This window comes from Streptomyces kanasensis, from assembly GCF_043077165.1.
GTDB lineage: Bacteria > Actinomycetota > Actinomycetes > Streptomycetales > Streptomycetaceae > Streptomyces > Streptomyces changanensis.
Window position 1 is genome coordinate 634,295 of sequence record NZ_JBIBSF010000002.1, and the last position, 21,509, is coordinate 655,803.

19 protein-coding genes are annotated in these 21,509 nt (G+C 71.2%); 9 read left to right on the forward strand and 10 right to left on the reverse strand.

Annotation, left to right across the window (positions count from 1 at the left end; translation table 11 throughout):
• Positions 1-63 precede the first annotated feature (63 nt).
• From ACF053_RS07980 to ACF053_RS08010, 7 genes are all read right to left on the reverse strand, one after another.
• Positions 64-1,257: an acyltransferase family protein gene (locus tag ACF053_RS07980; protein ID WP_391953056.1), complete on the reverse strand. Its 1,194-nt coding sequence runs from the start codon at positions 1,255-1,257 to the stop codon at positions 64-66.
• Complete coding sequence (locus ACF053_RS07985; RefSeq protein ID WP_391953057.1) at positions 1,254-2,285, reverse strand: alpha/beta hydrolase; 1,032 nt, start codon at positions 2,283-2,285, stop codon at positions 1,254-1,256. Before ACF053_RS07985 ends, ACF053_RS07980 begins: the two co-directional genes overlap by 4 nt.
• A 282-nt stretch (positions 2,286-2,567) precedes the next feature.
• Positions 2,568-3,248: a response regulator gene (locus tag ACF053_RS07990; protein ID WP_391953058.1), complete on the reverse strand. Its 681-nt coding sequence runs from the start codon at positions 3,246-3,248 to the stop codon at positions 2,568-2,570.
• 19 nt (positions 3,249-3,267) lie between these two features.
• A complete protein-coding gene (locus ACF053_RS07995; RefSeq protein WP_391953059.1) occupies positions 3,268-4,644 on the reverse strand; it encodes a sensor histidine kinase in 1,377 nt (458 codons plus the stop codon).
• Positions 4,645-4,751: 107 nt separating this feature from the next.
• Complete coding sequence (locus ACF053_RS08000) at positions 4,752-5,609, reverse strand: DUF4429 domain-containing protein (RefSeq protein WP_391953060.1); 858 nt, start codon at positions 5,607-5,609, stop codon at positions 4,752-4,754.
• Positions 5,610-5,700: 91 nt separating this feature from the next.
• Positions 5,701-6,909, reverse strand: a complete 1,209-nt coding sequence (locus ACF053_RS08005) for an alpha/beta hydrolase (RefSeq protein WP_391953061.1) — start codon at positions 6,907-6,909, stop codon at positions 5,701-5,703.
• Between the two features lie 138 nt (positions 6,910-7,047).
• Positions 7,048-7,752 carry a TetR/AcrR family transcriptional regulator gene (locus ACF053_RS08010; RefSeq protein WP_391953062.1) on the reverse strand — a complete coding sequence of 235 codons (705 nt, stop codon included), beginning with the start codon at positions 7,750-7,752 and terminating at the stop codon, positions 7,048-7,050.
• A 114-nt stretch (positions 7,753-7,866) separates the two neighbouring features.
• Here ACF053_RS08010 and ACF053_RS08015 point away from each other — a divergent pair, with 114 nt between their 5' ends.
• Both ACF053_RS08015 and ACF053_RS08020 read left to right on the forward strand, forming a co-directional pair.
• A complete protein-coding gene (locus ACF053_RS08015) occupies positions 7,867-9,477 on the forward strand; it encodes an MFS transporter (RefSeq protein WP_391953063.1) in 1,611 nt (536 codons plus the stop codon).
• Between the two features lie 363 nt (positions 9,478-9,840).
• Positions 9,841-10,158: a peptidase inhibitor family I36 protein gene (locus ACF053_RS08020; RefSeq protein WP_391953213.1), complete on the forward strand. Its 318-nt coding sequence runs from the start codon at positions 9,841-9,843 to the stop codon at positions 10,156-10,158.
• Here ACF053_RS08020 and ACF053_RS08025 read toward each other — a convergent pair.
• Both ACF053_RS08025 and aceE read right to left on the reverse strand, forming a co-directional pair.
• The gene (locus ACF053_RS08025; protein ID WP_391953064.1) at positions 10,139-10,993 is read right to left on the reverse strand and encodes a potassium channel family protein; all 855 of its coding nucleotides are present in this window, start codon (positions 10,991-10,993) and stop codon (positions 10,139-10,141) included. The genes ACF053_RS08020 and ACF053_RS08025 overlap by 20 nt on opposite strands.
• A gap of 81 nt (positions 10,994-11,074) precedes the next feature.
• Positions 11,075-13,822 (reverse strand): pyruvate dehydrogenase (acetyl-transferring), homodimeric type, encoded by a 2,748-nt coding sequence (aceE, locus tag ACF053_RS08030; RefSeq protein WP_391953065.1) that lies wholly within the window; start codon positions 13,820-13,822, stop codon positions 11,075-11,077.
• Positions 13,823-14,256: 434 nt separating this feature from the next.
• Between aceE and ACF053_RS08035 the strand changes: the two genes are divergently transcribed.
• The 6 genes from ACF053_RS08035 to ACF053_RS08060 all read left to right on the forward strand — a co-directional run bounded on the left by ACF053_RS08035 (position 14,257) and on the right by ACF053_RS08060 (position 18,843).
• Positions 14,257-14,694 carry a DUF3052 domain-containing protein gene (locus ACF053_RS08035; RefSeq protein WP_058944894.1) on the forward strand — a complete coding sequence of 146 codons (438 nt, stop codon included), beginning with the start codon at positions 14,257-14,259 and terminating at the stop codon, positions 14,692-14,694.
• 103 nt (positions 14,695-14,797) lie between these two features.
• A complete protein-coding gene (locus ACF053_RS08040; protein WP_391953066.1) occupies positions 14,798-15,256 on the forward strand; it encodes a peroxiredoxin in 459 nt (152 codons plus the stop codon).
• A 206-nt stretch (positions 15,257-15,462) separates the two neighbouring features.
• Complete coding sequence (locus ACF053_RS08045) at positions 15,463-16,038, forward strand: TerD family protein (RefSeq protein WP_391953067.1); 576 nt, start codon at positions 15,463-15,465, stop codon at positions 16,036-16,038.
• A gap of 137 nt (positions 16,039-16,175) precedes the next feature.
• Positions 16,176-16,751 (forward strand): TerD family protein, encoded by a 576-nt coding sequence (locus ACF053_RS08050; protein WP_391953068.1) that lies wholly within the window; start codon positions 16,176-16,178, stop codon positions 16,749-16,751.
• Between the two features lie 100 nt (positions 16,752-16,851).
• Complete coding sequence (locus ACF053_RS08055; RefSeq protein WP_391953069.1) at positions 16,852-17,985, forward strand: DUF475 domain-containing protein; 1,134 nt, start codon at positions 16,852-16,854, stop codon at positions 17,983-17,985.
• Positions 17,986-18,102: 117 nt separating this feature from the next.
• A complete protein-coding gene (locus ACF053_RS08060) occupies positions 18,103-18,843 on the forward strand; it encodes a TerD family protein (RefSeq protein WP_058944898.1) in 741 nt (246 codons plus the stop codon).
• Positions 18,844-18,877: 34 nt separating this feature from the next.
• On the opposite strand, the gene ACF053_RS08065 is transcribed toward ACF053_RS08060, so the two are convergent.
• Positions 18,878-19,951: a TerD family protein gene (locus ACF053_RS08065; protein WP_391953070.1), complete on the reverse strand. Its 1,074-nt coding sequence runs from the start codon at positions 19,949-19,951 to the stop codon at positions 18,878-18,880.
• A gap of 296 nt (positions 19,952-20,247) precedes the next feature.
• Here ACF053_RS08065 and ACF053_RS08070 point away from each other — a divergent pair, with 296 nt between their 5' ends.
• Positions 20,248-21,435, forward strand: a complete 1,188-nt coding sequence (locus ACF053_RS08070; protein WP_391953071.1) for an HpcH/HpaI aldolase/citrate lyase family protein — start codon at positions 20,248-20,250, stop codon at positions 21,433-21,435.
• The last annotated feature ends 74 nt before the right edge of the window (positions 21,436-21,509 follow it).

Consider the following 21,509-nt stretch of genomic DNA (forward strand, 5'->3'; position numbering starts at 1 on the left):
ACGGACATCGTCGCGGACGGCGGCGGGTCCGGCACGGTCTGGTCGCCAGCCTCCGTGGGCGGCTCACGTCAGGCCGAGGGCGAAGGCCGTGAAGCCGGCCGCCAGGACGCCCGCCGCCGCCCGCCCCGCGCGGGTGGCCCGGGTCCAGGGGGATTCGAAGACCCGCGCGTAACGGGCTATGAGAACCAACAACACGGCGAACAGTGGCATCCACGCCAGCCGCGCGAACACCCAACCGACAGTGTCCGGCGCGGTCGTCAGACCGGGCACCGCCCCGGCGGTCAGCGAGGCGGGCACGGCCGCGGCCAGCATCGCCGTCTGGTGCCAGCACAGGATGGTCATCGCCGACAGATTGACCACCACCACCGGCGCCCACAGCGCCGGCCGGCGCAGCAGCGCCCCCATGCGGTCCTTCAGGAGGATCGCGGCGCCGCTCTGGGCCGCCGCCAGGGCCAGGACGAGGAGCGAGGGCGGGTGGGAGTTGGTGCGGTCCTGCCCGGGGACGCCGACCATCGACGCCGGGTAGTGGAAGACGGCGATCAGGGCCGCGAAGAGCGCAACTCCGCCCACGAGCAGCACCCACGCCTCCCGCCGGCCGATCCGATGCTCCGCCCAGGACACCCCGAGCTGGTAGGCGAACAGCCAGCCCGGCAGGAGATTGATCAGGCTCAGCCACGAGGGCACGGCGTCTGCGTACGGGCCGTACCGGAGGAGGTCCACCATGGCCACCGAGGTGAGCAGCGGCGCGGCGGCCCACGGACCCATGCGGCGGGCGGCCCACACGCAGCAGGGCGTGAGCGCCGTGACGGCCGTGTACACGCCCACGAACCACAGCGGTTGGATCACCAGCGTCGCCCCCGTGCGCAGGGTGTCACCGGGCACGCCCAGGGCCGAACCGGCCGCTATCAGCGCCGCCCAGACCGCGGTGACCCCCAGCACGGGCCGCCCGAGCCGGGCGATCCTGCCGCCCAGCCACGCGCCGGTGCCGCCGGGGCGACGACGGTAGGAGAGCACGGACGCGTAGCCACCGACGAGGAAGAAGATGCCGAGCATCTGCAGGACCCAACTGGCGGGTGCCAGGAACCCGAACGTCGACAGGGGGCTGGCGTTGTGGATCCCCCCGTCACCGTCGAGGGTGAAACCGCCGAGCAGCCAGTGCCCGGTCGGCACGGCGAGCAGGGCGAGGGCACGCAGGCCGTCCACGGCGCGGTCCCGGTGGGCGGGCGTGCGGAGCTCGATGCGGTCGACGAGTTTCATGACGCGCCCCCCTGGGCGATGGTGGCGAACGCGCGGAGCGAGCTGGTGCCGGGTGCGAAGTAGCCGCTGTGTCCCCGGGCGTCCTCGGCGGGTATCCGTCGGGCGCCGAACGGCTCCGAGGCCGGGTCGTCACCGTGGCCCAGGCCCAGGAACTCGACGTGCGGCACCTTGGAGATCCAGTCGGTGGGGTCCTTGGCGACCCACACCCGCGCCGACGTGTGCAGGTCCCGGACGTTGGCGGCGCGCATCCCGGGCGAACCGAACGCCACCAGGTCCTTCGCCTTCAACCGCGGTGCGGCCAGCCCGCACACGACGGAGCCGTAGCTGTGGCAGAACAGGGAAGGCGCGGCAATCCCCGTGGCGGCCAGCCCGTCGGTGAGGCGTGTCAGCCGCTTGGCGCCCGCCTCGGCGAGGGCGCCCGTCGCGGCGTCGAGGCCGACACCGACCGGTGTGGTGTACCCGGCCCAGGCGATGACAGCCGTCCGGCCATCCGTCGCGGTGCGCAGCTGGCGGGCCATCCCGGCGGGTGTGCCGTAGGGATCGTGGGCCCGGTCGTAGGAGCCGGCGTCGATGTCGGAGCCCGGGACCACGACGGCGACGTGGCTGCTGCGCTGCAGGTCTCCGAAGACTTCGGCGACCAGGCCCCGGCCGCGGGGGTCGAAGGAGAGTATCCGCCGGTCCGCCAGGTGTGCGTAGCGCGCGTCACGACTCACCGAGAGGGTGTTGGCCTCGTACCGCAGGGTCGGCGGGGCGCCGTCGAGATTGCCCACCACGCCCGGGTGACGGCGTACCAGTCGCTGCCGTTCCTCCTCGTCGAGGCTGTGGAAGAACGCGGCCACCTCCGCCGGCGCGGCCTGCACCGGGTCGGGGAGCGGCCGCCCGAGCGAGGTGTCGGCCCGCCATGCCGAAATGCCGGGCGGCGGACCGGTCATGGGCTGCTGCGCCGATCCGGACGCCCATCCCGCGGTCCCGGTGACGACGGTCATCGCCAGTGCCGCGGCCACCAGGGTCCTCTTGTAACGACGCATGCCGCCCCCTTGTCCTCTGCTCGTCGGTGTGACGTGAGGAAGGTAGGAAGACGGCACCCGGTTGATCGTCACCCTGCGGAGCCAACTGCGTGGTCATACCGGGGTAGGGGGTGTCCTACGACGCGCACGTCCGACCGGCGCGTGCTGTGCCGGGACGCGAACCGCGCATGCCTCGGCGCGTGGGGCCGGCGTCGTCGGACGTGCGGCGCCGTCGCCGATGTGACGGCGCGACGAGGGGGCGCCCCGTCGGAACCCGACGGGGCGCCTCAGCGTGCTGCCGCGTTAGGCCGCGTCTCCGGGGGTGACGAGCGCCGACTCGTACGCGAACACGACGGCCTGGGCGCGATCGCGCAGCCCGAGCTTGGCCAGGACCCGGCCGATGTGCGTCTTCACCGTCTGCTCCGCGAGGACCAGGTGCGCCGCGATCTCCTGGTTCGACAGGCCGCGGGCGACGAGTTCGAGGACTTCCGTCTCCCGCGGCGTCAGCCCGTTCAGTTTGACCGCCCGTTCCTTGCGCGGAGCGGGACGCTGGGCGGCGAAGTCCTCGATCAGCCGCCGGGTCACAGACGGGGCCAGCAGCGCTTCACCGGCTGCCACGACCCGGACCGCGGAGATCAGGTCCGCCGGCGGCGCGTCCTTCAGCAGGAAGCCGGAGGCGCCGGCGCGCAGCGCCTCGTACACGTAGTCGTCCACGTCGAAGGTGGTCAGCATGAGGACCTTCGGCCGGTGCGTCACCCCGGGCGGCGGGTTGAGCAGTTCGCGCGCCGCGGCGAGCCCGTCCATCTCCGGCATCCGCACGTCCATCAGAACCACGTCGGGGTGTGTGGAGCGTCCCACCGCGACACCGGCCCGACCGTCGGGCGCCTCGCCCACCACGTCGATGTCGGGCTGCGCCGCCAGCAGCGCGGCGAACCCCGCCCGCACCATGGCCTGGTCGTCGACGATGATCACGCGGATGGTCACGGAGGTCCCTTCTGACCGTTCAGGGCAGCGGTACGACGAGCGGCAGCCGTGCCGCCACCCGGAATCCGCCGTCAGGCAGCGGCCCGGTGTCGAGCCGCCCGCCGGTCAACCGTACGCGCTCCCGCATGCCGACCAGGCCGTGCCCCGTGCCGGACGTCTCCAGGGGGGAAACCGGCTCCGTGGGCGGACCGTTGACCACCAGCACGATCAACCATTCCAGGTTAGGGGACCGGGAGATCGACACCCGGGTCCGCGCGCCCGGCGCGTGCCGCACCACGTTGGCCAGGGCCTCCTGCACTATCCGGTACGCCGACAGGTCCACGGCCTGCGGGACGGGTCCCACATCCGCGGCCAGCGTCAGCTCCACGGGCAGTCCGGTGCGTATCGTCGCCTCGATCAGCTGCTGCACCCGGTCGATGCCCGGCTGCGGAGCCCGCTCGCCCTCGGTGTTCTCGCTGCGCAGCACCGCCAGCAGCCGCCGCATCTCGGTCAGGGACTCCCGTGCGGACGCCGCGATCGAGGAGAACTCCTCCCGCGCCGCGTCCGGCAGCCCCTGGATGCGGTAGGGCGCGGAGTCCGCCTGCACGGTGATCACGGACATGTGGTGGGCCACGACGTCGTGCAGCTCCCGGGCGATGCGCGTCCGCTCCTCCAGCAGCGTCCTGCGGGAACGCTCCGCCTCGCTGATGGTCTCCTGCTCCTCGAGCCGCCGCTGCGCCACCCCGTGCTCGCGGAGCATGCCGGTTATGAGCAGGACGGCGCCGCTGAGGACGAACATGATCAGGTGGATGACGTCACCGCGGTTCTCGGTGAACAGGGCGAAGCCGAACCCGACCGCACCCGTCACGAGCCACACCCCGACCAGGGTCCGCCGCTGTTCGCGCAGGCCCACGGCGAGCATCAGCGCGAGGTAGCCGACCACGACCATCGGTGTCCACGGCCAGGGTCGGTTCGGCGGGAGCTCCGCGTGGAGCGTCGCGAGGGCGGCCACCACATCGGCGGCGAAGACGATCCACCAGGCCTGGAGGGGGCGGGAGACCGCCATGAGCAGCGGCGCCGTCTGCGCGGTGGCCAGCAGGCCGGCGATGCCGCCGTTCACGTCGTAGTCGTTGATGAGGACGACGACCGTCACCGGCAGCAGCGACGCGACGAAGGCGAGGGCGACGACGTACGGGACGAGCCGCACCCAGCGCGACGAGGCCTGCCCGAGCAGCGGCGCCCCCGGCTCCGTGGGCGTCGCCAGGGCGGCGCCGAGCGCCCGTGACGCTTCCCGCGCGAAGTGCCGCCCGCGGACCAGGGCCGATACGGGGCCGCCGGGCGGCGGCCCCGCCGCGCGCCCGACGTGGGCGGGCAGCGGGCCCCGTGGCGGCGAGGGGGGTGGGGTGGAGGTGCTCATGGTCCTGCCAGCCTAGGCAGGGGCCGTTCGGCGGGGCGTCATACCAGGGAGCCAGTTCACGACCTCATACCCCGGTATGACAGCACCGCCGATCCCCCGCCCGCCGGCTACAGCTCCGCCAGCAGTTCGGCCTTCTTCGCCGAGAACTCCTCGTCCGTCACGAGACCTGCCTGGTGCAACTCGCCGAGGTGTCTGATGCGGTCCGCGATGTCCGCCGGGTCGCGCCGCCCGCCCACACGGACCGGCACCGGTACCGCGCCGTTCGTGGTCCGCACGGCCTGGAGGACGGCGGCGGCGAACGGCAGCGACTCGTGCACCAGCCCGTACCCGAGGCCGAAGACGACCGCCGCCGGGTCCTGGTCGGCCTGCGCGGGGCGCGGCTCGTCACCGCGTCGGACGAGCCGCAGGTAGCCGTCGAGCACGTCCGGCGACCGCCACTCCACACCGCTGAGGTCGCTGACGGCGAACGTCTGGTCGCCGGCTTTCCACTTGGCGGTCGAGGCGCCCGTCCAGAACCATCGGAACGACACGTTCCGGCCATCGAAGGACGCCTTGCCGTCGTAGGCCTTGAAGTGCAGGGGCGGCTCGGGGACGGTCACCAGGAACCGCTCGGCCGGCTCGTTCCGCTCGCGGCCGAGACAGGCGCGCAGCTCGTGCGCGTAGTACTCGGCGAGCGTCTCGCGGTCGGCGGGCAACACCAACCGATAGGGGTCGCAGCCCTCTTTGAGCTGGCCACCGGCCACTTCCATCAACGGATCGGCGCCCGCGCGCGGCACGGCGTGGAGCACGACCGTGCCCCGCCTGCCCGGGGCGAGCGTCACCGACGCCAACGCCTCGTGCGGGATGCGTCTTTCGCGCAGCGTCTGGAAGAGCTTCGGCGCGCGGATCCCCCGTTCGAAGCGGATGAGCACGGCGTCGGGTTCGAACTCCCAGGTGGCATGATTTCCGGCCAGCACATCACCCATGCGCCTCATCGTATGCGGCGTGCGCCCGCGCGTCGCCCCTGGAAGAGAAGCGGAAACGGACTACTGTGTCCGACTTCTACGCGGGTGGGAGTCAAGCGGCGCCGGAGGATCCACTGCGGCAGGCGTCGTCCGCGCCGGCGCAGCTGACGCTTCCGTACGCGCCGACCCCGATCCGCGCGAAGTTGCGCAGGCTCTCCGTGCCGGGCAGGAAGTACCCGCCGTGACCCGCGGCGCCGGTGGCGGACAGCAGTCTCGCGCCGAACTCGGGGGCCACCGGGTCGGTGCCGTGCCCCAGCCCGCCGACGTCCAGGTAAGGCACGTCGGCGATCCAGTCGTCGGCGTCCCGCATGGCCCACACCCGGGCCCCGGTGTCGAGCGCGGCGGCGGTCTCGGCCCGCATGCCCGGGCTGCCGGCGACCGCGATGTCGGTCACCCGGCCGGGCAGTCGGCGCGCCGCGAGGCCGCACACCACCGAGCCGTAGCTGTGGCAGAACAGCGAGACCCGCGACGAGCCGGGCAGCGCCTCGGCGAGCGCCACGAGCCGCAGGGCACCGCTCGCCGCGAGCCGGCCGGTCGCCGCGTCCACGCCGACACCGCTCGGGGCGGTGTAGTCGGCCCACGCGATGACGGCGGTGCGGACGCCGGGCGCCGCCTCGCGTTCGGCGGCGTGGAGCGACTCGGCCATGCCGTACGGAGCCGTGTACCTGCGGGCCGTCCTCTGATACGTCAGCAGATTGGTGTCCACGCCCGGGACGACGACGGATATCCGCTCCGCGCGCACCAGGTCGCCGAAGACCTCCGCGACCCGGCCCTGCCCCGACGGGTCGAACGCGAGGACCTGCCGGTCCCGGGACAGCAGCGCCTCGAACCGGTGTGCCCTGCGGACGGCCTCGCGGTGTCCTTCGGTCGAGAGGCCCCGGTCGCCGACGCGGACGCGCTCGGCGGCGAGGGCGTGGCGGAGCGTGATCCGGTTGGCCCGGTAGCGCAGGGCCACCGGCGCTCCGTCGAGGTTCCCCACGATGAGGGGGTGCCCGTCGGCGAGTCGGGTCCGCTGCGCGGGGCGCAGTGCGGCGAAGAACGCCGCGACCGCCGCCGGCGGGGCGGTCGGCTCCGGCAGGGCCCGACCGTCGAGCCGGTCGGTGCGCCACGCCGCCGTCGCGGCGGCCCAGGTGTCCCGGGGCGCACCGCGCGGGCGTTTGCCGCTGGTCCAGCCGGTCGTCGCGAGGAGGACGAAGACCACCGAAAGGGCGAGCACGGTGCGCCAGCCGGTGAGTCGGCGGAAGGCGAGAGGAGGAGTCACTACGAGACACCCTAGGAGACGAGCAGCGGGGCTCGGAACCTGAGTGACACACATCACGGTTCGAAACGGTTTTTCGGGGAAGGCCTCGTCCTGCTGCTGGTCCGCGTCACGCGGCGCGGGTCGGCCGCCGCGGTGCGGTCACCGGGCGTCCGTGCCCTCCGTGCCGGTGCGCGCCGCCTGCGCGGCGGTTTCGCGCCAGTCTCCCGCGAGCGCCGGACCGATGTGGTCGAGGTAGTCCGCGGTCAGGGCGCGCATCGCCTCCAAGGTGGTCTCCCGGCCCTGCACCCACAACTGTCCCGTCACGCGCATGACGCCGCTGAAGGCGGCGACGGCGACGCGCGGACGGGGGTCGGTGTCGACGTCCAGCCCCTCCCGCTCCGCGATGAGCCGGGCGATGTACTCCTCCATCTCGAAGGAGCGCCGCAGGTGGACGGCGAGCAGCGGTGGCGTCGACTCGATCACGTGGAGCATGCGCAGGTACACCTCGACGGGGACGACCTCCGTGATCGCCTCGCCGATGGTGTCCCACGCCTCGAGGACGGAGTTGCGCAGGGCGTCGAACGGGCCCTCCGTCGCCGGGCGGTCGCGCAGCGCCGCGACGAAGTGCCGCTCGACCATCTGCTGGACGGCGAAGGCGGCGTCCTCCTTGCTGGCGAAGTACCGGAAGAAGGTGCGCTGCGAGACCTGCACGGCGTCGGCGATCTCGTCGACGGTCGTCTGCTCGTACCCCTGGGTGGTGAAGAGTTCCAGTGCGGTGCGCAGCAGGGCGGCGTGGGTGCGCTGCTTCTTCCGCTCGCGCAACCCCGTGGCGGAGCCCGTCCCGGTCGGCTGCTCAACCGTCACTTCATGGTCCTCGTTTCGCCTCTTTCGCAGCTCAGCCTATCTGTGAGCGACGTGACAGCTATCGTCGCGCCAATTGCTTTGTCAATTGTCAGCGACTGACATTAGCCTCGCGGTATGACTGGTCAGACCACCATCCAGAAGTCTCCGCAGAACCCGGAACCCGTGCCCGAACCGGCCAGGGGCCTGCGGGGCCACCCGTGGCTCACGCTGTTCAGTGTCGCCGTCGGTGTGATGATGGTCGCGCTCGACGGCACCATCGTGGCCATCGCCAACCCGGCGATCCAGCGGGACCTCGGTGCGACGCTCGCCGACGTCCAGTGGATCACCAACGGCTACCTGCTCGCCCTCGCCGTGGCCCTGATCACGGCCGGCAAGCTGGGCGACCGCTTCGGCCACCGCCAGACCTTCCTCATAGGCATCGCCGGTTTCGCGGCGTCGTCCGCTGCGATCGGCCTCTCGGACTCGATCGCCCTGGTCATCGGCTTCCGCGTGCTCCAGGGCCTCTTCGGTGCCCTGCTGATGCCCGCCGCCCTCGGTCTGCTCCGCGCCACCTTCCCGGCCGAGAAGCTCAACATGGCCATCGGCATCTGGGGCATGGTCATCGGAGCCTCCACGGCGGGCGGCCCGATCGTCGGCGGTCTCCTCGTCGAGCACGTCAGCTGGCAGTCGGTCTTCTTCATCAACGTGCCGGTCGGCGTGGTCGCACTCGTCCTCGGCTTCGTGATCCTCAAGGACCACCGGGCGGCGAACGCCCCGCGCTCCTTCGACGTCGTGGGCATCGTGCTGCTCTCCGCCGCCATGGCCGCCCTGATCTGGGGCATCATCAAGGCCGGTGAGAGCTGGGGCTGGGGCAGCGGCAAGACGTGGGGCTTCCTGCTCGGCGCGGTGGTCCTCTTCGGGCTCTTCGCCCTCTGGCAGCAGAAGGTGCGCGAGCCGCTCGTGCCTCTCGGCATGTTCCGCTCCGTCCCGCTCTCCGCGGGCGTCGTCCTCATGGTCCTCATGGCCTTCGCCTTCATGGGCGGCCTGTTCTTCGTGACGTTCTACCTCCAGGGCGTCAAGGGCCTCAGCCCGGTCGACAGCGGCCTGCGCCTGCTGCCGCTCACGGCGATGATGATCGTCTCCTCGCCGCTGGCGGGCGCCCTCATCACCAAGTTCGGGCCGCGCATCCCGCTGGTCGGTGGCATGGTCTTCACCGCGGCCTCCATGTTCGGCATGCTCACGCTCACCCCGGAGACGGGTACTTTGTCCACGTCCCTGTGGTTCGCCCTGCTTGGCCTCGGCCTCGCCCCGGTCATGGTGGGCGCGACGGAGGTCATCGTGGGCAACGCTCCGATGGAGCTCTCCGGTGTGGCCGGCGGCCTCCAGCAGGCTGCCATGCAGGTCGGCGGCGCGCTCGGCACGGCGGTGCTCGGCGCCGTGATGTCCTCCAAGGTCAACTCCGAGTTCGGGGAGAACTGGAAGGAGGCCGGCATCCCGGTCCCGCCCGCGCCGCAGCTCGAGCAGGCCGCGGAGTTCGGCACCGTCCCGGCGGAGCTCGCCAAGGCGCCGGGGATGACCCCGGACGTGCTTGCCGCGATCACCAAGGTCATCCAGGACACGTTCATGTCCGGCATGGGGCTCGCCTTCACCGTCGCCGGGGTCGTGGCGCTCGTCGCGGCCTTCGTCGCGACGTTGACCAAGCGCGGCGTCAACGCGGACGCCGGCGGGGGCGGCGTCCACATCTGAGGTGGCACCGCCGCGCACGCCCCCTCGCGTCGTCGGGCGGGAACGCGATACGTGACGCGGTGAGGCGTCCGGGCCCCGGCACATCCGTGCCGGGGCCCGTTGCGTACGCCCTCTGCCGTTCCGTCCCCCTCCTCGCCGACATCGGCCCAGCGGCGGGGAGAGCGCGTTCCCTCGTCCGAGTGAACCCGACCGTCAGCCCTTCCCTACCGTCGTCACGCAGAGTCAAGCTATGGCGAGACCGAACACGGAGCGTCATCAGTGCGGGGGTAGATCCACATGCGTATGTCCTCTCGGCAGTCCTCTCGACCCTTCTTCACCGTCGCGGCCCTCGGAGTGAGTGCGGTGACCATCGCCGCGCTCTCCATGTGCGTGCCGCCGGCGGACGCCGCGCCCCCCGCCCTCGGGCCCTGCGACAGCGGGCAGCTGTGCCTGTGGCCCAAGGAGCAGTTCAAGGGCGCGCGGCAGACGCACGAGCTGGCCTCGACGGACATCGAGAGCTGCGTCGCGCTGCCGGCGGGCACGTCCGCCGGGGCGCTTGCCAACCGCACGGGGCGGCCCGTCACGACGTACCAGTCGGCCACCTGCGCCGAGACGGGCGAGTTCGAGACCTACCCCGGCAGCGGTACGTGGGTGCCGCGCTCGCCCTACCAGGTGCGGGCCTTCAAGATTTGGGAGAACTGACCCCGGCGTCCGGGCCGGTTCCGGCGTCCGGGACCGGCATGGGGCCCGGGCCGCGTGGCGTCGGGGCGGTCCCCGGGCCGTCCCCGCCCGGGTCGGACGGCGGAACGGGCAGACCGGTCGAGAGGCGGGCGACCTCCGCGCGGAGCTCGCGCACCTCCAGGGTCAGCACCTCCAGGAGGGCGTTCATGCGGCGCTCCTCGGCGTCGTCCCGATCGAAGCGCGAGATGAACCAGGCGGCGATGTTCGCCGTGACCACACCCAGCAGCGCGATGCCCGACAGCATCAGCCCCACCGCCAGCAGCCGGCCGAGCCCGGTGGTCGGGGCGAGGTCGCCGTAGCCCACGGTCGTCATCGTCGTGAACGACCACCACACCGCGTCGCCCAACGTCCGGATGTTCCCACCCGGCGCGTCCCGCTCGACCTGGAGCACCGCGAGGGAGCCGAACATCAACAATCCGGCGACGGAGCCCGCCACGTACGTCGTCAGCGTGACCTGCGAGGCCATCCGGGCCCGCCGGCCCACCAGCAGGAGCGTCGAGACCAGCCGCAGCAGCCGCAGCGGCTGGAACAGCGGAAGCGCGACCGCCAGGAGGTCCAGCCAGTGACTGCGCACGAAGAGCCGACGCGACGGAGCGAGCCGGAGCCGCACGACGTAGTCGACGGCGAACGCCGCCCACACCACCCACTCCACACCCATGCACACCGCGTTGACCCACGGCCCCGCCTCCGTGGCGACGATCGACACCGCGTACGCGACACCGAACGCCACCGCCAGGGCGAGCAGGGGTCCCTGTGTGCGCTGCTCCCACCGGACCTGCGCCGTCGGTTCCTTCATGCCGCGCATAGTAGGCGGCGGCCGGCGGCCCGGACGCCGTCGCGCCCGGCCCACCGGCCGCCGTACCGTCCGTACCGCCTGTCAGGCGTCGCCGCCCTCCGGGCCCGGGTCGGCCGCCGACACGTCGAGCAGCTGGTAGCGGTCCACCGCCTGCTTCAGCGCCGAGCGGTCCACCTTGCCCTGCCGCGCCAGCTCCGTGAGCACCGCCAGCACGATCGACTGCGCGTCGATGTGGAAGTAGCGGCGGGCCGCGCCACGGGTGTCGGCGAAGCCGAAGCCGTCCGCCCCGAGCGAGTTGTACGGGCCGGGCACCCACCGGGAGATCTGGTCGGGGACCGAGCGCATCCAGTCGGAGACGGCCACGAAGGGCCCCTCGGCGCCCGAGAGCTTCCGCGTCACGAACGGGACGCGGGCCTCCTCCTCCGGGTGCAGGAGGTTGTACTCCTCCGCCTCCACCGCGTCGCGGCGCAGCTCGTTCCACGACGTCGCCGACCACACGTCCGCCCGGACGTTCCACTCCTCGGCGAGGATGCGCTGCGCCTCCACGGCCCAGGGCACCGCCACGCCGGACGCCATGATCTGCGCCGGGACGTCCCCGGACTCCCCGGCACGGTACCGGTGGATGCCCTTGAGGATGCCCTCCACGTCCACGTCGGCCGGCTCCGCCGGGTGCTGGATCGGCTCGTTGTAGACGGTCAGGTAGTAGAAGACGTCCTCGCCGTGCGGGTGCTCCTTCGACGAGCCGTACATCCGCCGCAGACCGTCCTGGACGATGTGGGCGATCTCGAACCCGAACGCCGGGTCGTACGCGACGCACGCCGGGTTCGTCGAGGCCAGGAGCTGGGAGTGGCCGTCCGCGTGTTGCAGGCCCTCACCGGTCAGCGTCGTGCGGCCGGCGGTCGCACCGAGGACGAAACCGCGCGCCAGCTGGTCGGCCATCTGCCAGAACTGGTCACCGGTCCGCTGGAAACCGAACATCGAGTAGAAGACGTAGACCGGGATGAGCGGCTCGCCGTGCGTCGCGTAGGCGGAGCCGGCGGCGATCAGCGAGGCGGTGCACCCCGCCTCGGAGATGCCGTCGTGCAGCATCTGACCGGTCGGCGACTCCTTGTAGGCGAGCAGCAGCTCCCGGTCGACCGCCTCGTACTGCTGGCCCAGCGGGTTGTAGATCTTGGCGCTCGGGAAGAACGAGTCCATGCCGAACGTGCGGTACTCGTCCGGCGCGATCAGCACGAACCGCTTGCCGATCTCCTTGTCCCGCATCAGGTCCTTCAGCAGCCGTACGAACGCCATCGTCGTGGCGATGGACTGCTGACCGGACCCCTTCTTCACCGCCGCGTACGTCTTGTCCTCCGGCAGCGCCAGCGGCCGCGACCGCACGACACGGGTCGGGACGTACCCGCCCAGCGCCTTGCGGCGGTCATGCATGTACTGGATCTCCTCCGAGTCGCGCCCCGGGTGGAAGTACGGCGGGAGGCCGGAGTCCAGCCGACTGTCCGGGATCGGCAGGTGCAGCCGGTCGCGGAAGCGCTTGAGGTCGTCCACCGTCAGCTTCTTCATCTGGTGGGTGGCGTTGCGGCCCTCGAAATTGGGGCCGAGGGTCCAGCCCTTGACCGTCTGCGCCAGGATCACCGTCGGCTGGCCCTTGTGGGCCTTGGCCGCCGCGTACGCCGCGTAGATCTTCCGGTGGTCGTGCCCGCCGCGCCCCAGGTGCAGCAGCTGCTGGTCGCTCATCCCCTCGACCATCGCGCGCAACCGGTGGTCGTCGCCGAAGAAGTGCTCCCGGATGTAGCCGCCGGTCTCGGTGGCGTACGTCTGGAACTGCCCGTCGGGCGTCGTGTTCATCTTGTTGACCAGGGTCCCGTCCCGGTCCTGCGCCAGCAGCGGGTCCCAGGAGCGGTCCCAGATCAGCTTGATCACGTTCCAGCCGGCGCCGCGGAAGACCGACTCCAACTCCTGGATGATCTTCCCGTTGCCGCGGACCGGGCCGTCCAGGCGCTGCAGGTTGCAGTTGACGACGAAGGTGAGGTTGTCCAGCCCCTCGCGGGCGGCGATGGTGAGCTGGCCCAGCGACTCCGGCTCGTCCATCTCGCCGTCGCCGAGGAACGCCCACACGTGCGACCGCGACGTGTCGGCGATGCCGCGCGCCTCCATGTAGCGGTTCATCCGCGCCTGGTAGATCGCGCCCAGCGGGCCGAGGCCCATCGAAACGGTCGGGAACTCCCAGAAGTCCGGCATCAGCCGGGGGTGCGGATACGACGACAGGCCGTTCGGGTACTTCGACCGCTCCTGGCGGAAGCCGTCCAGCTGCGGCTCGCTCAACCGGTCCAGCAGGAACGCCCGGGCGTAGATGCCGGGCGAGGCGTGCCCCTGGAAGAAGATCTGGTCGCCGCCGTCGCCCTCGTCCTTGCCCCGGAAGAAGTGGTTGAAGCCCACGTCGTACAGGGAGGCCGACGAGGCGAAGGTGGCGATGTGCCCGCCGACACCGATGCCGGGGCGCTGCGCGCGGGAGACCATGACGGCCGCGTTCCAGCGCGTGGCGTTGAGGATCCGGCGCTCGATCTCCTCATTGCCGGGGAAGAACGGCTCGTCCTTGGTGGCGATCGTGTTGACGTAGTCCGAGCTGCGCATCTCGGGCACGGCCACGCGCTTCTCGCGGGCGCGCTCGATGAGGCGGAGCATGAGGTAGCGAGCCCTCTCGCGCCCCCGCTCGTCGACGGCGGCGTCGAGGGAGTCGAGCCATTCCTGGGTCTCTTCCGGATCGAAGTCCGGGACCTGGCTGGGAAGGCCGCCAATGATGATCGGGTTGCGATCGGATCCGGAAGCCACGCTGTTCCTTCGCTGTTCGAGGTGGTCACGGGAGGTGCCGTGAGGACTGGATTGCGGTCGGGATGTCGGCTCTGCGGTCGGCGTCGCCACCATCGTGTACCCCGTGGGCGCGCCCGTCATCTCTACCCTGGGGTAACCGGCACCCTCCGGCCGTCCGCACACGCAGCCGGGTGCGGGCGCCGGCCCTGGTCCACGCCCCCGAGGGGCACCCGCGTCATACAACCCCCTAAAGTGGGTCAAGAGGTGTGGTGTGTGTCAGAAGGCGGAGAGGGTGGGTACCCGGAGTTGCGGCAAGACGGCCCCAAAAGTCACCGTTTCGGCGGTCTAGGTCGCCGGGTACTTGCGCGATCCGTCCAGCACGTGTGGACTACGCCCAATGCCACGCGCACGCGCGCGGCCCGAGTACTTTTCCACCCATGATCAGGAGGCAAGCCGTGAGCGCGACCGCGGACCACGCGGAGGAGCGGACCAACCCAGCCGCAAGGCTGGGGTTCGAGCCCGGACAGGTGGTCCAGGAGATCGGCTACGACGACGATGTCGAGCAGGAGCTCCGTGAGGACATCGAGGCTGTCATCGGCCAGGAACTCGTCGACGAGGACTACGACGACGTCGCAGACGCCGTGGTGCTGTGGTTCCGCGACGACGACGGCGACCTCACGGACGCACTGGTCGACGCCATCGGCCTGATCGAGGAGGGCGGCCAGATCTGGCTGATGACGCCCAAGACCGGTCGTGACGGCTACATCGAGCCCAGCGACATCAACGAGGCCGCGCAGACCGCGGGCCTGTCGCAGACCCGGAGCATCAACGCGGGCAAGGACTGGGTCGGCACTCGCCTGGTCAGCCCGAAGGCGGCGAAGTCGAAGCGCTGACCGCCGGCTCCCAGAGTCGAGGGGCCCCCGCCGAGCGATCGGCGGGGGCCTTGTTGCGTAGGGTGGGTCCCCAGCGATCCGCCCACCGAAGGGATGCGTTCACATGGCGATCGAGGTCGGCACGAAGGCCCCGGACTTCGAACTGAAGGACAACCACGGACGCACCGTGCGTCTCGGCGACTTCCGCGGCGAGAAGAACGTCGTGCTCCTCTTCTACCCGTTCGCCTTCACGGGGGTCTGCACGGGGGAACTGTGCGCGCTCCGTGACCAGCTGCCGCGCTTCGTCAACGAGGACACCCAGCTGCTGGCCGTCTCCAACGACTCCATCCACACCCTGCGCGTCTTCGCCGAGCAGGAGGGCCTGGAGTACCCGCTGCTCTCGGACTTCTGGCCGCACGGCGAGGTCTCCCGGGCGTACGGCGTCTTCGACGAGGAGAAGGGCTGCGCCGTCCGCGGCACCTTCATCATCGACAAGGACGGCGTCGTGCGCTGGACCGTCGTCAACGGCCTGCCGGACGCGCGGGACATCGACGACTACATCAAGGCCCTCGGCGAGCTCTGAGGTCGATGAGGCCCGAGGGGCGCCGGGTGGCCATCGTGTCAGCCGGGGCCCCCGTAGCCGCATGATCGTCCGTGGGTGCGCCCGCCGCCGCCGATTCATCGGTCCAAAGGCCTGCTCACGGCGGGAACCGGTCACTAGGATCCACTCGTTGATCCGATGCCAACGCACGACGGGGGCGCTGCCCCTGGAAACCAATGGAGGGACTCGTGGGAGTCAGCCTCAGCAAGGGCGGGAACGTCTCGCTGACCAAGGCCGCGCCCAACCTGACCGCGGTCACGGTCGGCCTCGGCTGGGACGTCCGCACCACCACCGGTACGGACTTCGACCTGGACGCGAGCGCTCTGCTGCTGAACGACCAGGGCAAGGTCGCCAGCGACGGCAACTTCGTCTTCTTCAACAACCTGAAGAGCCCGGACGGCTCCGTCGAGCACACCGGCGACAACCTCACGGGTGAGGGCGAGGGCGACGACGAGCAGATCAAGGTCAACCTCGCGTCGGTGCCCGCCGACGTGGACAAGATCGTCTTCCCGGTCTCGATCTACGACGCCGAGAACCGCCAGCAGTCCTTCGGCCAGGTGCGCAACGCCTTCATCCGCGTGGTGAACCAGGCGAACAACGACGAGCTCGCCCGTTACGACCTGAGCGAGGACGCCTCGACGGAGACCGCCATGGTCTTCGGAGAGCTGTACCGCCACGGCGCGGAGTGGAAGTTCCGCGCCATCGGCCAGGGCTACGCCTCGGGCCTGCGCGGCATCGCGCAGGACTTCGGCGTGAACGTCTGAGCCGTACCGGAGCTCCGTCCGGCGCCGCGCCACCGGGTGCGGCGCCGGACCTGCCCCTGCACACGCCGCACGTCACACGGGCACCGCGCGGCACACGACGCACCACACGCAGTACGTCACCGGGGAGGATCATCGTCATGGGCGTCACGCTCGCCAAGGGAGGCAACGTCTCCCTCTCCAAGGCCGCACCCAATCTGACGCAGGTGCTGGTCGGACTCGGCTGGGACGCGCGCTCCACCACGGGAGCGCCCTTCGACCTCGACGCCAGCGCGCTGCTCTGCCAGTCCGGCAGGGTCCTCGGCGACGAGTGGTTCATCTTCTACAACAACCTCGTCAGCCCCGACGGATCCGTGCAGCACACCGGCGACAACCTCACCGGTGAGGGCGACGGCGACGACGAGTCGCTCATCGTGGACCTCAGCCAGGTACCGCTCCACTGCGACAAGATCGTCTTTCCGGTCTCGATCCACGACGCGGACAACCGCGGTCAGACGTTCGGCCAGGTCAGCAACGCCTTCATCCGGGTCGTCAATCAGGCCGACGGCCAGGAGCTCGCGCGCTACGACCTGAGCGAGGACGCCTCCACGGAGACCGCGATGATCTTCGGTGAGCTCTACCGCTACGGCGGGGAATGGAAGTTCCGGGCCGTGGGTCAGGGGTATGCGTCCGGCCTCCGGGGCATCGCTCTAGACTTCGGGGTCAATGTTTCCTAAAGCTCGTCTCAGGGTTCGTTCACGACCCGGCGCACTCGGCGTGGAGGAGCCCCTCCCGCAGGATTCGCCCGGGGGGACCCCCAACATGATTGGGTAGTCAGTGGTTCTGAAAACCTTCGGCTGGTCGTTCGCCGTCACGGCGCTCGGCCTTGCTTTCGCCGCCTGGCAGTGGGGGTGGGAGGCGTTCGGGATCGTACTGATCCTGTCCATCCTCGAGATCTCCCTGTCCTTCGACAACGCGGTCGTCAACGCCGGAATCCTCAAGAAGATGAACGCCTTCTGGCAGAAGATCTTCCTGACGATCGGCATCCTGATCGCGGTGTTCGGCATGCGGCTGGTCTTCCCGGTCGTCATCGTCGCGATCAGTGCCAAGGTCGGCCCCATCGAGGCCGTTCAGCTGGCTCTCGACCAGCCGAAGCAGTACGAAGACCTCGTCACCGACGCCCACGCGGCCATCGCCGCCTTCGGCGGCATGTTCCTGCTGATGATCTTCCTCGACTTCATCTTCGAGGAGCGCGAGCACAAGTGGCTGGCGTGGCTTGAGCGCCCGCTCGCCAAGCTCGGCAAGGTCGACATGCTGTCCGTCTGCATCGCGCTGATCGTCCTCCTGCTCACCGCCATCACCTTCGCCACCGAGGCCCACACCAGCACCGGGCACGTCGACAAGTCGGCCACGGTGCTGCTCTCCGGTGTCGCCGGTCTGATCACGTACCTGGTCGTCGGCGGCCTCTCCGGCTACTTCGAGGACAAGCTGGAGGAAGAGGAGGAGCGCGAGCACGAGGAGGAGGAGCAGGCCAAGCGCGCCGGCAAGCCGGTGTCCGCGGTCGGCCTCGCCGGCAAGGCGGCCTTCTTCCTCTTCCTGTACCTGGAGGTCCTCGACGCGTCGTTCTCCTTCGACGGTGTCATCGGCGCCTTCGCCATCACGAACCACATCTTCTGGATGGCGCTCGGCCTCGGCATCGGCGCCATGTACGTCCGGTCGCTCACCGTCTACCTGGTCCGCCAGGGCACGCTGGACGACTACGTCTACCTGGAGCACGGCGCGCACTACGCCATCGGCGCCCTCGCCGTGATCCTGCTGATCACCATCCAGCACGAGATCAGCGAGCTCATCACCGGCTTCATCGGCGTCTTCCTCATCGCCGCCTCCTTCCTTTCCTCCGTCCGCCGCAACAAGCGGCTCACGGACGCGGAGGGGGCCGGGGAGAAGTCCGGGGTCCCGTCCGGAGTGTGACGACCACTGCATGAGACCGGGGTGTGACCACCCCGGTGATGCGGAACGCTTCTCAGCGGGGCGGCCGGGTGCTCCCGGCCGCCCCGCGCGCGCATCCGAACACCGTGGGGGTGGGGCATGGCCTTCTGGGACAACCTGGTACCGAACAGGACGGCGCAGTTCGACTCGGGCAGCGCCGTCACCAACGCGATCGACCTCACGCGGCGCCGCCCGTCGGTCTCGCTCACCAAACAGGGCGCCGCGACCGGCAACCTCCGCGTCAACCTCTCCTGGAAGATGCGGACGTCGGATCTCGACGGCCGGTCCCGGCGGAGCGGCCGGCTGCTGCGGCACCCGCTGCGGTTCTTCCAGCCCGAGCCCGTCCAGGCCCACACGCAGGGCGTGGCCACCGTCGACCTCGACATCGGGTGCCTGTACGAGTTGAGCAACGGCGCCAGGGGCGTCGTCCAGCCCCTCGGCGGCTTCTTCGGCGACCTCAACGACCCGCCGTACGTGAAGTTGAGCGGCGACGACCGGTTCGGCTCACCCTCCGGCGAGACGATCTTCGTCAACCTCGATCACCGCGACGACATCAAGCGCCTGCTGTTCTTCGTCTACATCTACGACCAGACCCCCGCCTTCGACCGCACGCACGCCACCATGACGCTCTACCCGAGCAACGGCCCGAGGATCGAGATCGAGCTCGACGAGCGCGCCCCCGAGGCCCGCTCCTGCGCCGTCTTCCTGCTGGAGAACGTCAAGGGCGAGCTCGTGGTGCGGCGGGAGGTCAAGTTCGTCTACGGCTTCCAGGGCGAGCTGGACCGGATGTACGGCTGGGGCATGCAGTGGGGCCGCGGTTTCAAGGCGGGCAAGGCGTGACGTCCCCGCCCGACCGGCCGCGGCGCCCCGGGCGTCAGGGGCGCTGGAACTGCGGCCCCATGGGCGGCAGCCGGAATTCGGGGTCCGGGATGGGTGGCGCGGCCCCCGCGCCCGGGTGGGCCGCCGCGCCCGTCGGGTGCGGATAGCCGTACGCCGGCTGCCCCGCGCCGCCGGGCTGCGGGTACCCGTACGACGGCTGGGCCGCGTCGGGCCGCGGGTACCCGTAGGACGGCTGCGGGTAGCCGTACGAGGGCGGCACGGGTGGCGGCGGAGGTACGACGCCCAGCGCGGGCGCCCCCGTGGCACCGGGGAAGCCGGGCACGGCACCGCCCGGGGCCGGCGCGGCGGACCCGGGGGTACCGGAGGGACGCGGCGGGGCCGGCATGGCCTGGGTCGCGTCGTCGGGGTTCGCGCGCGGTGCCGGCGGGAGATCCGAGGCGTCCGACGCGGGGCCGGTCGGGTCCGACGCCGGGCCGGTCGGGTCCGACGGCAGGTCGGGGGACGGCCCGTCCGACGGGCCCCCGGCACCTTCAGCCGCGTCCGCGTCCGCGCCGTCGCCTTCCTCCTCCTCGACGGAGATGCCGAACGCCGTGGCCAGCCCGATCAGACCCGTCGGGTAGCCCTGTCCGACCGCGCGGAACTTCCACCCCTCGCCGCGGCGGTACACCTCGCCGCAGATGATGGCCGTCTCCTCGCCCGTCTCCGGCCGCACGCGGAACGACGCCAGCGCCTCGGCGCCCTCGCCCGCGGCCGCGTCGAAGAGGAGGATCCGCAGGTCGGGAACGTGCTCGAACGAGGCGCCGTCCGATGATGCCGCGATCACCACCTGGTCCACCGACGCGTCGAGCGTCGCCAGGTCCGCCTCGACCGTGTCGGTGAGCCCGTCCTCCACCCGCTTCTTCGGCAGGCGCCGGACCAGGCCCGACGGGTGCCGCGGCTGGTTGTAGAAGACGAAGTCCTCGTCGGAACGCACCCGCCCGTCCGGGCCGAGCAGCAGGGCCGAGGCGTCCACGTCGGGGACCCCCTGGCCAGGGGTCCAGCACAGTACGGCCCGTACGGCCGCGGCGTCGAGCGGGACGTTCGAGCCCTTCGGCATCTCGTGCGTCATGCCCGTCATCCTGCCTGGCCACCCGCCCGGGGGACAACGCGGGGGCCGTTCCCCGGCATGGCGCGCCCCGCGCCGCGGCGCGGAGGCACCCGGTCCGCCGCGGCACGGGCACGCACCGGGCCGCGACAGGGAGCGGCACCCGGAGGGCATCGCGACGTCACCCGGCGTTCACATCGACAGGGAACCGGCGACACTTGTCCTTACGTACTATTACCGGCCACATGTCATCGGCGCCGCGGGGCAGAACACCACGGCAGAACACCACGCACAACACCACGGCAGTACGGGGAAACCGCATGCGTCATTTCGGGCACATCTCGCCTGCTGCTCGGGCCAGGCTGTTCCACCGGGAGCCCTGCGCCTTCGACAGCGGGTCACCCGCCCGTGTCCTGGCGTCCGCCCTCGGCGCCACCCTCTACAGCCCCGCCACCCGCCCGGCGCTCGCCGACGACGTGAAGAAGCAGGTCGGACGGGGTGTCGTGTCGATGGTGGTCTGCCTGGAGGACTCCATCGCCGACGCCGACGTCGAGCGCGCCGAGGAGAACCTCGTCCGCCAGTTCACCGACCTGGCCGCGAGGCCCGGCGAGCTGCCGTTGCTCTTCGTCCGCGTCCGCGAGCCCGAGCAGATACCGGACCTCGCCCGCCGGCTCGGACCGGCGGTACGGCTGCTGTCCGGATTCGTACTGCCGAAGTTCACCGAGAAGCGCGGTACGCCCTTCCTGGAGGCCATCGCGGCGACCGAGAAGGAGCCCGGCACTGCGGACGCCCTCGGCGGCCGCCCGCTGTACGCGATGCCGGTCCTGGAGTCCCCGGACCTCCTGCACCTGGAGACCCGCGCCGACACCCTCGCCGGGATAGCCCGCTCGGTCACCGCCTACCGGGACCGCGTCCTCGCGCTCCGGCTCGGCGTGACCGACTTCTGCTCCGCGTACGGGCTGCGCCGCACCCCCGACATGACCGCGTACGACGTGCAGGTCGTCGCGCACGTCATCGCCGACGTCGTCAACGTGCTGGGCCGCGCGGACGGCTCCGGCTTCACCATCACCGGACCGGTCTGGGAGTACTTCCGGCTCCAGGAGCGGATGTTCAAACCGATGCTGCGGCGCAGCCCCTTCACCGAGGGCCGCGCCGACGCCCTGCGCACGGCGCTCATCGAGCACGACCTGGACGGTCTGCTGCGGGAGATCGAGCTCGACCGGGCCAACGGCCTGCTCGGCAAGACCTGCATCCACCCCTCCCACGTGCAGCCGGTGCACGCCCTGTCCGTGGTGAGCCACGAGGAGTACAGCGACGCCCGGGACATCCTGCGCCCGGAGCGCACCGGCGGCGGGGTCATGCGCTCCGCCTACACGAACAAGATGAACGAGGTGAAGCCGCACCGCGCCTGGGCGGAGCGGACCCTCCGGCGCGCCGAGGTGTTCGGCGTGGCCAAGGCAGACGTGGGGTTCGTCGAACTGCTCGCCGCGGGCCTGACGGTACCGTGAGCGGCGCGCCGCCCCGGCCGGCGGGCGTCCCCGGACCGGCGGGCGTCCCCGGACCGGCGGGCGTCCCCGAACCG

Bases quoted from the DNA above. Each gene is read 5' to 3' on its own strand.
- ACF053_RS07995 (WP_391953059.1), bottom strand. From the start codon at position 4,644: ATGAGCACCTCCACCCCACCCCCCTCGCCGCCACGGGGCCCGCTGCCC.
- ACF053_RS08000 (WP_391953060.1), bottom strand. From the start codon at position 5,609: ATGGGTGATGTGCTGGCCGGAAATCATGCCACCTGGGAGTTCGAACCC.
- ACF053_RS08060 (WP_058944898.1), top strand. From the start codon at position 18,103: ATGGCCTTCTGGGACAACCTGGTACCGAACAGGACGGCGCAGTTCGAC.
- ACF053_RS08050 (WP_391953068.1), top strand. From the start codon at position 16,176: ATGGGCGTCACGCTCGCCAAGGGAGGCAACGTCTCCCTCTCCAAGGCC.
- ACF053_RS08040 (WP_391953066.1), top strand. From the start codon at position 14,798: ATGGCGATCGAGGTCGGCACGAAGGCCCCGGACTTCGAACTGAAGGAC.
- ACF053_RS08015 (WP_391953063.1), top strand. From the start codon at position 7,867: ATGACTGGTCAGACCACCATCCAGAAGTCTCCGCAGAACCCGGAACCC.
- ACF053_RS07980 (WP_391953056.1), bottom strand. From the start codon at position 1,257: ATGAAACTCGTCGACCGCATCGAGCTCCGCACGCCCGCCCACCGGGAC.
- ACF053_RS08025 (WP_391953064.1), bottom strand. From the start codon at position 10,993: ATGAAGGAACCGACGGCGCAGGTCCGGTGGGAGCAGCGCACACAGGGA.
- ACF053_RS07985 (WP_391953057.1), bottom strand. From the start codon at position 2,285: ATGCGTCGTTACAAGAGGACCCTGGTGGCCGCGGCACTGGCGATGACC.
- ACF053_RS08065 (WP_391953070.1), bottom strand. From the start codon at position 19,951: ATGACGCACGAGATGCCGAAGGGCTCGAACGTCCCGCTCGACGCCGCG.
- ACF053_RS08020 (WP_391953213.1), top strand. From the start codon at position 9,841: ATGTGCGTGCCGCCGGCGGACGCCGCGCCCCCCGCCCTCGGGCCCTGC.
- ACF053_RS08070 (WP_391953071.1), top strand. From the start codon at position 20,248: ATGCGTCATTTCGGGCACATCTCGCCTGCTGCTCGGGCCAGGCTGTTC.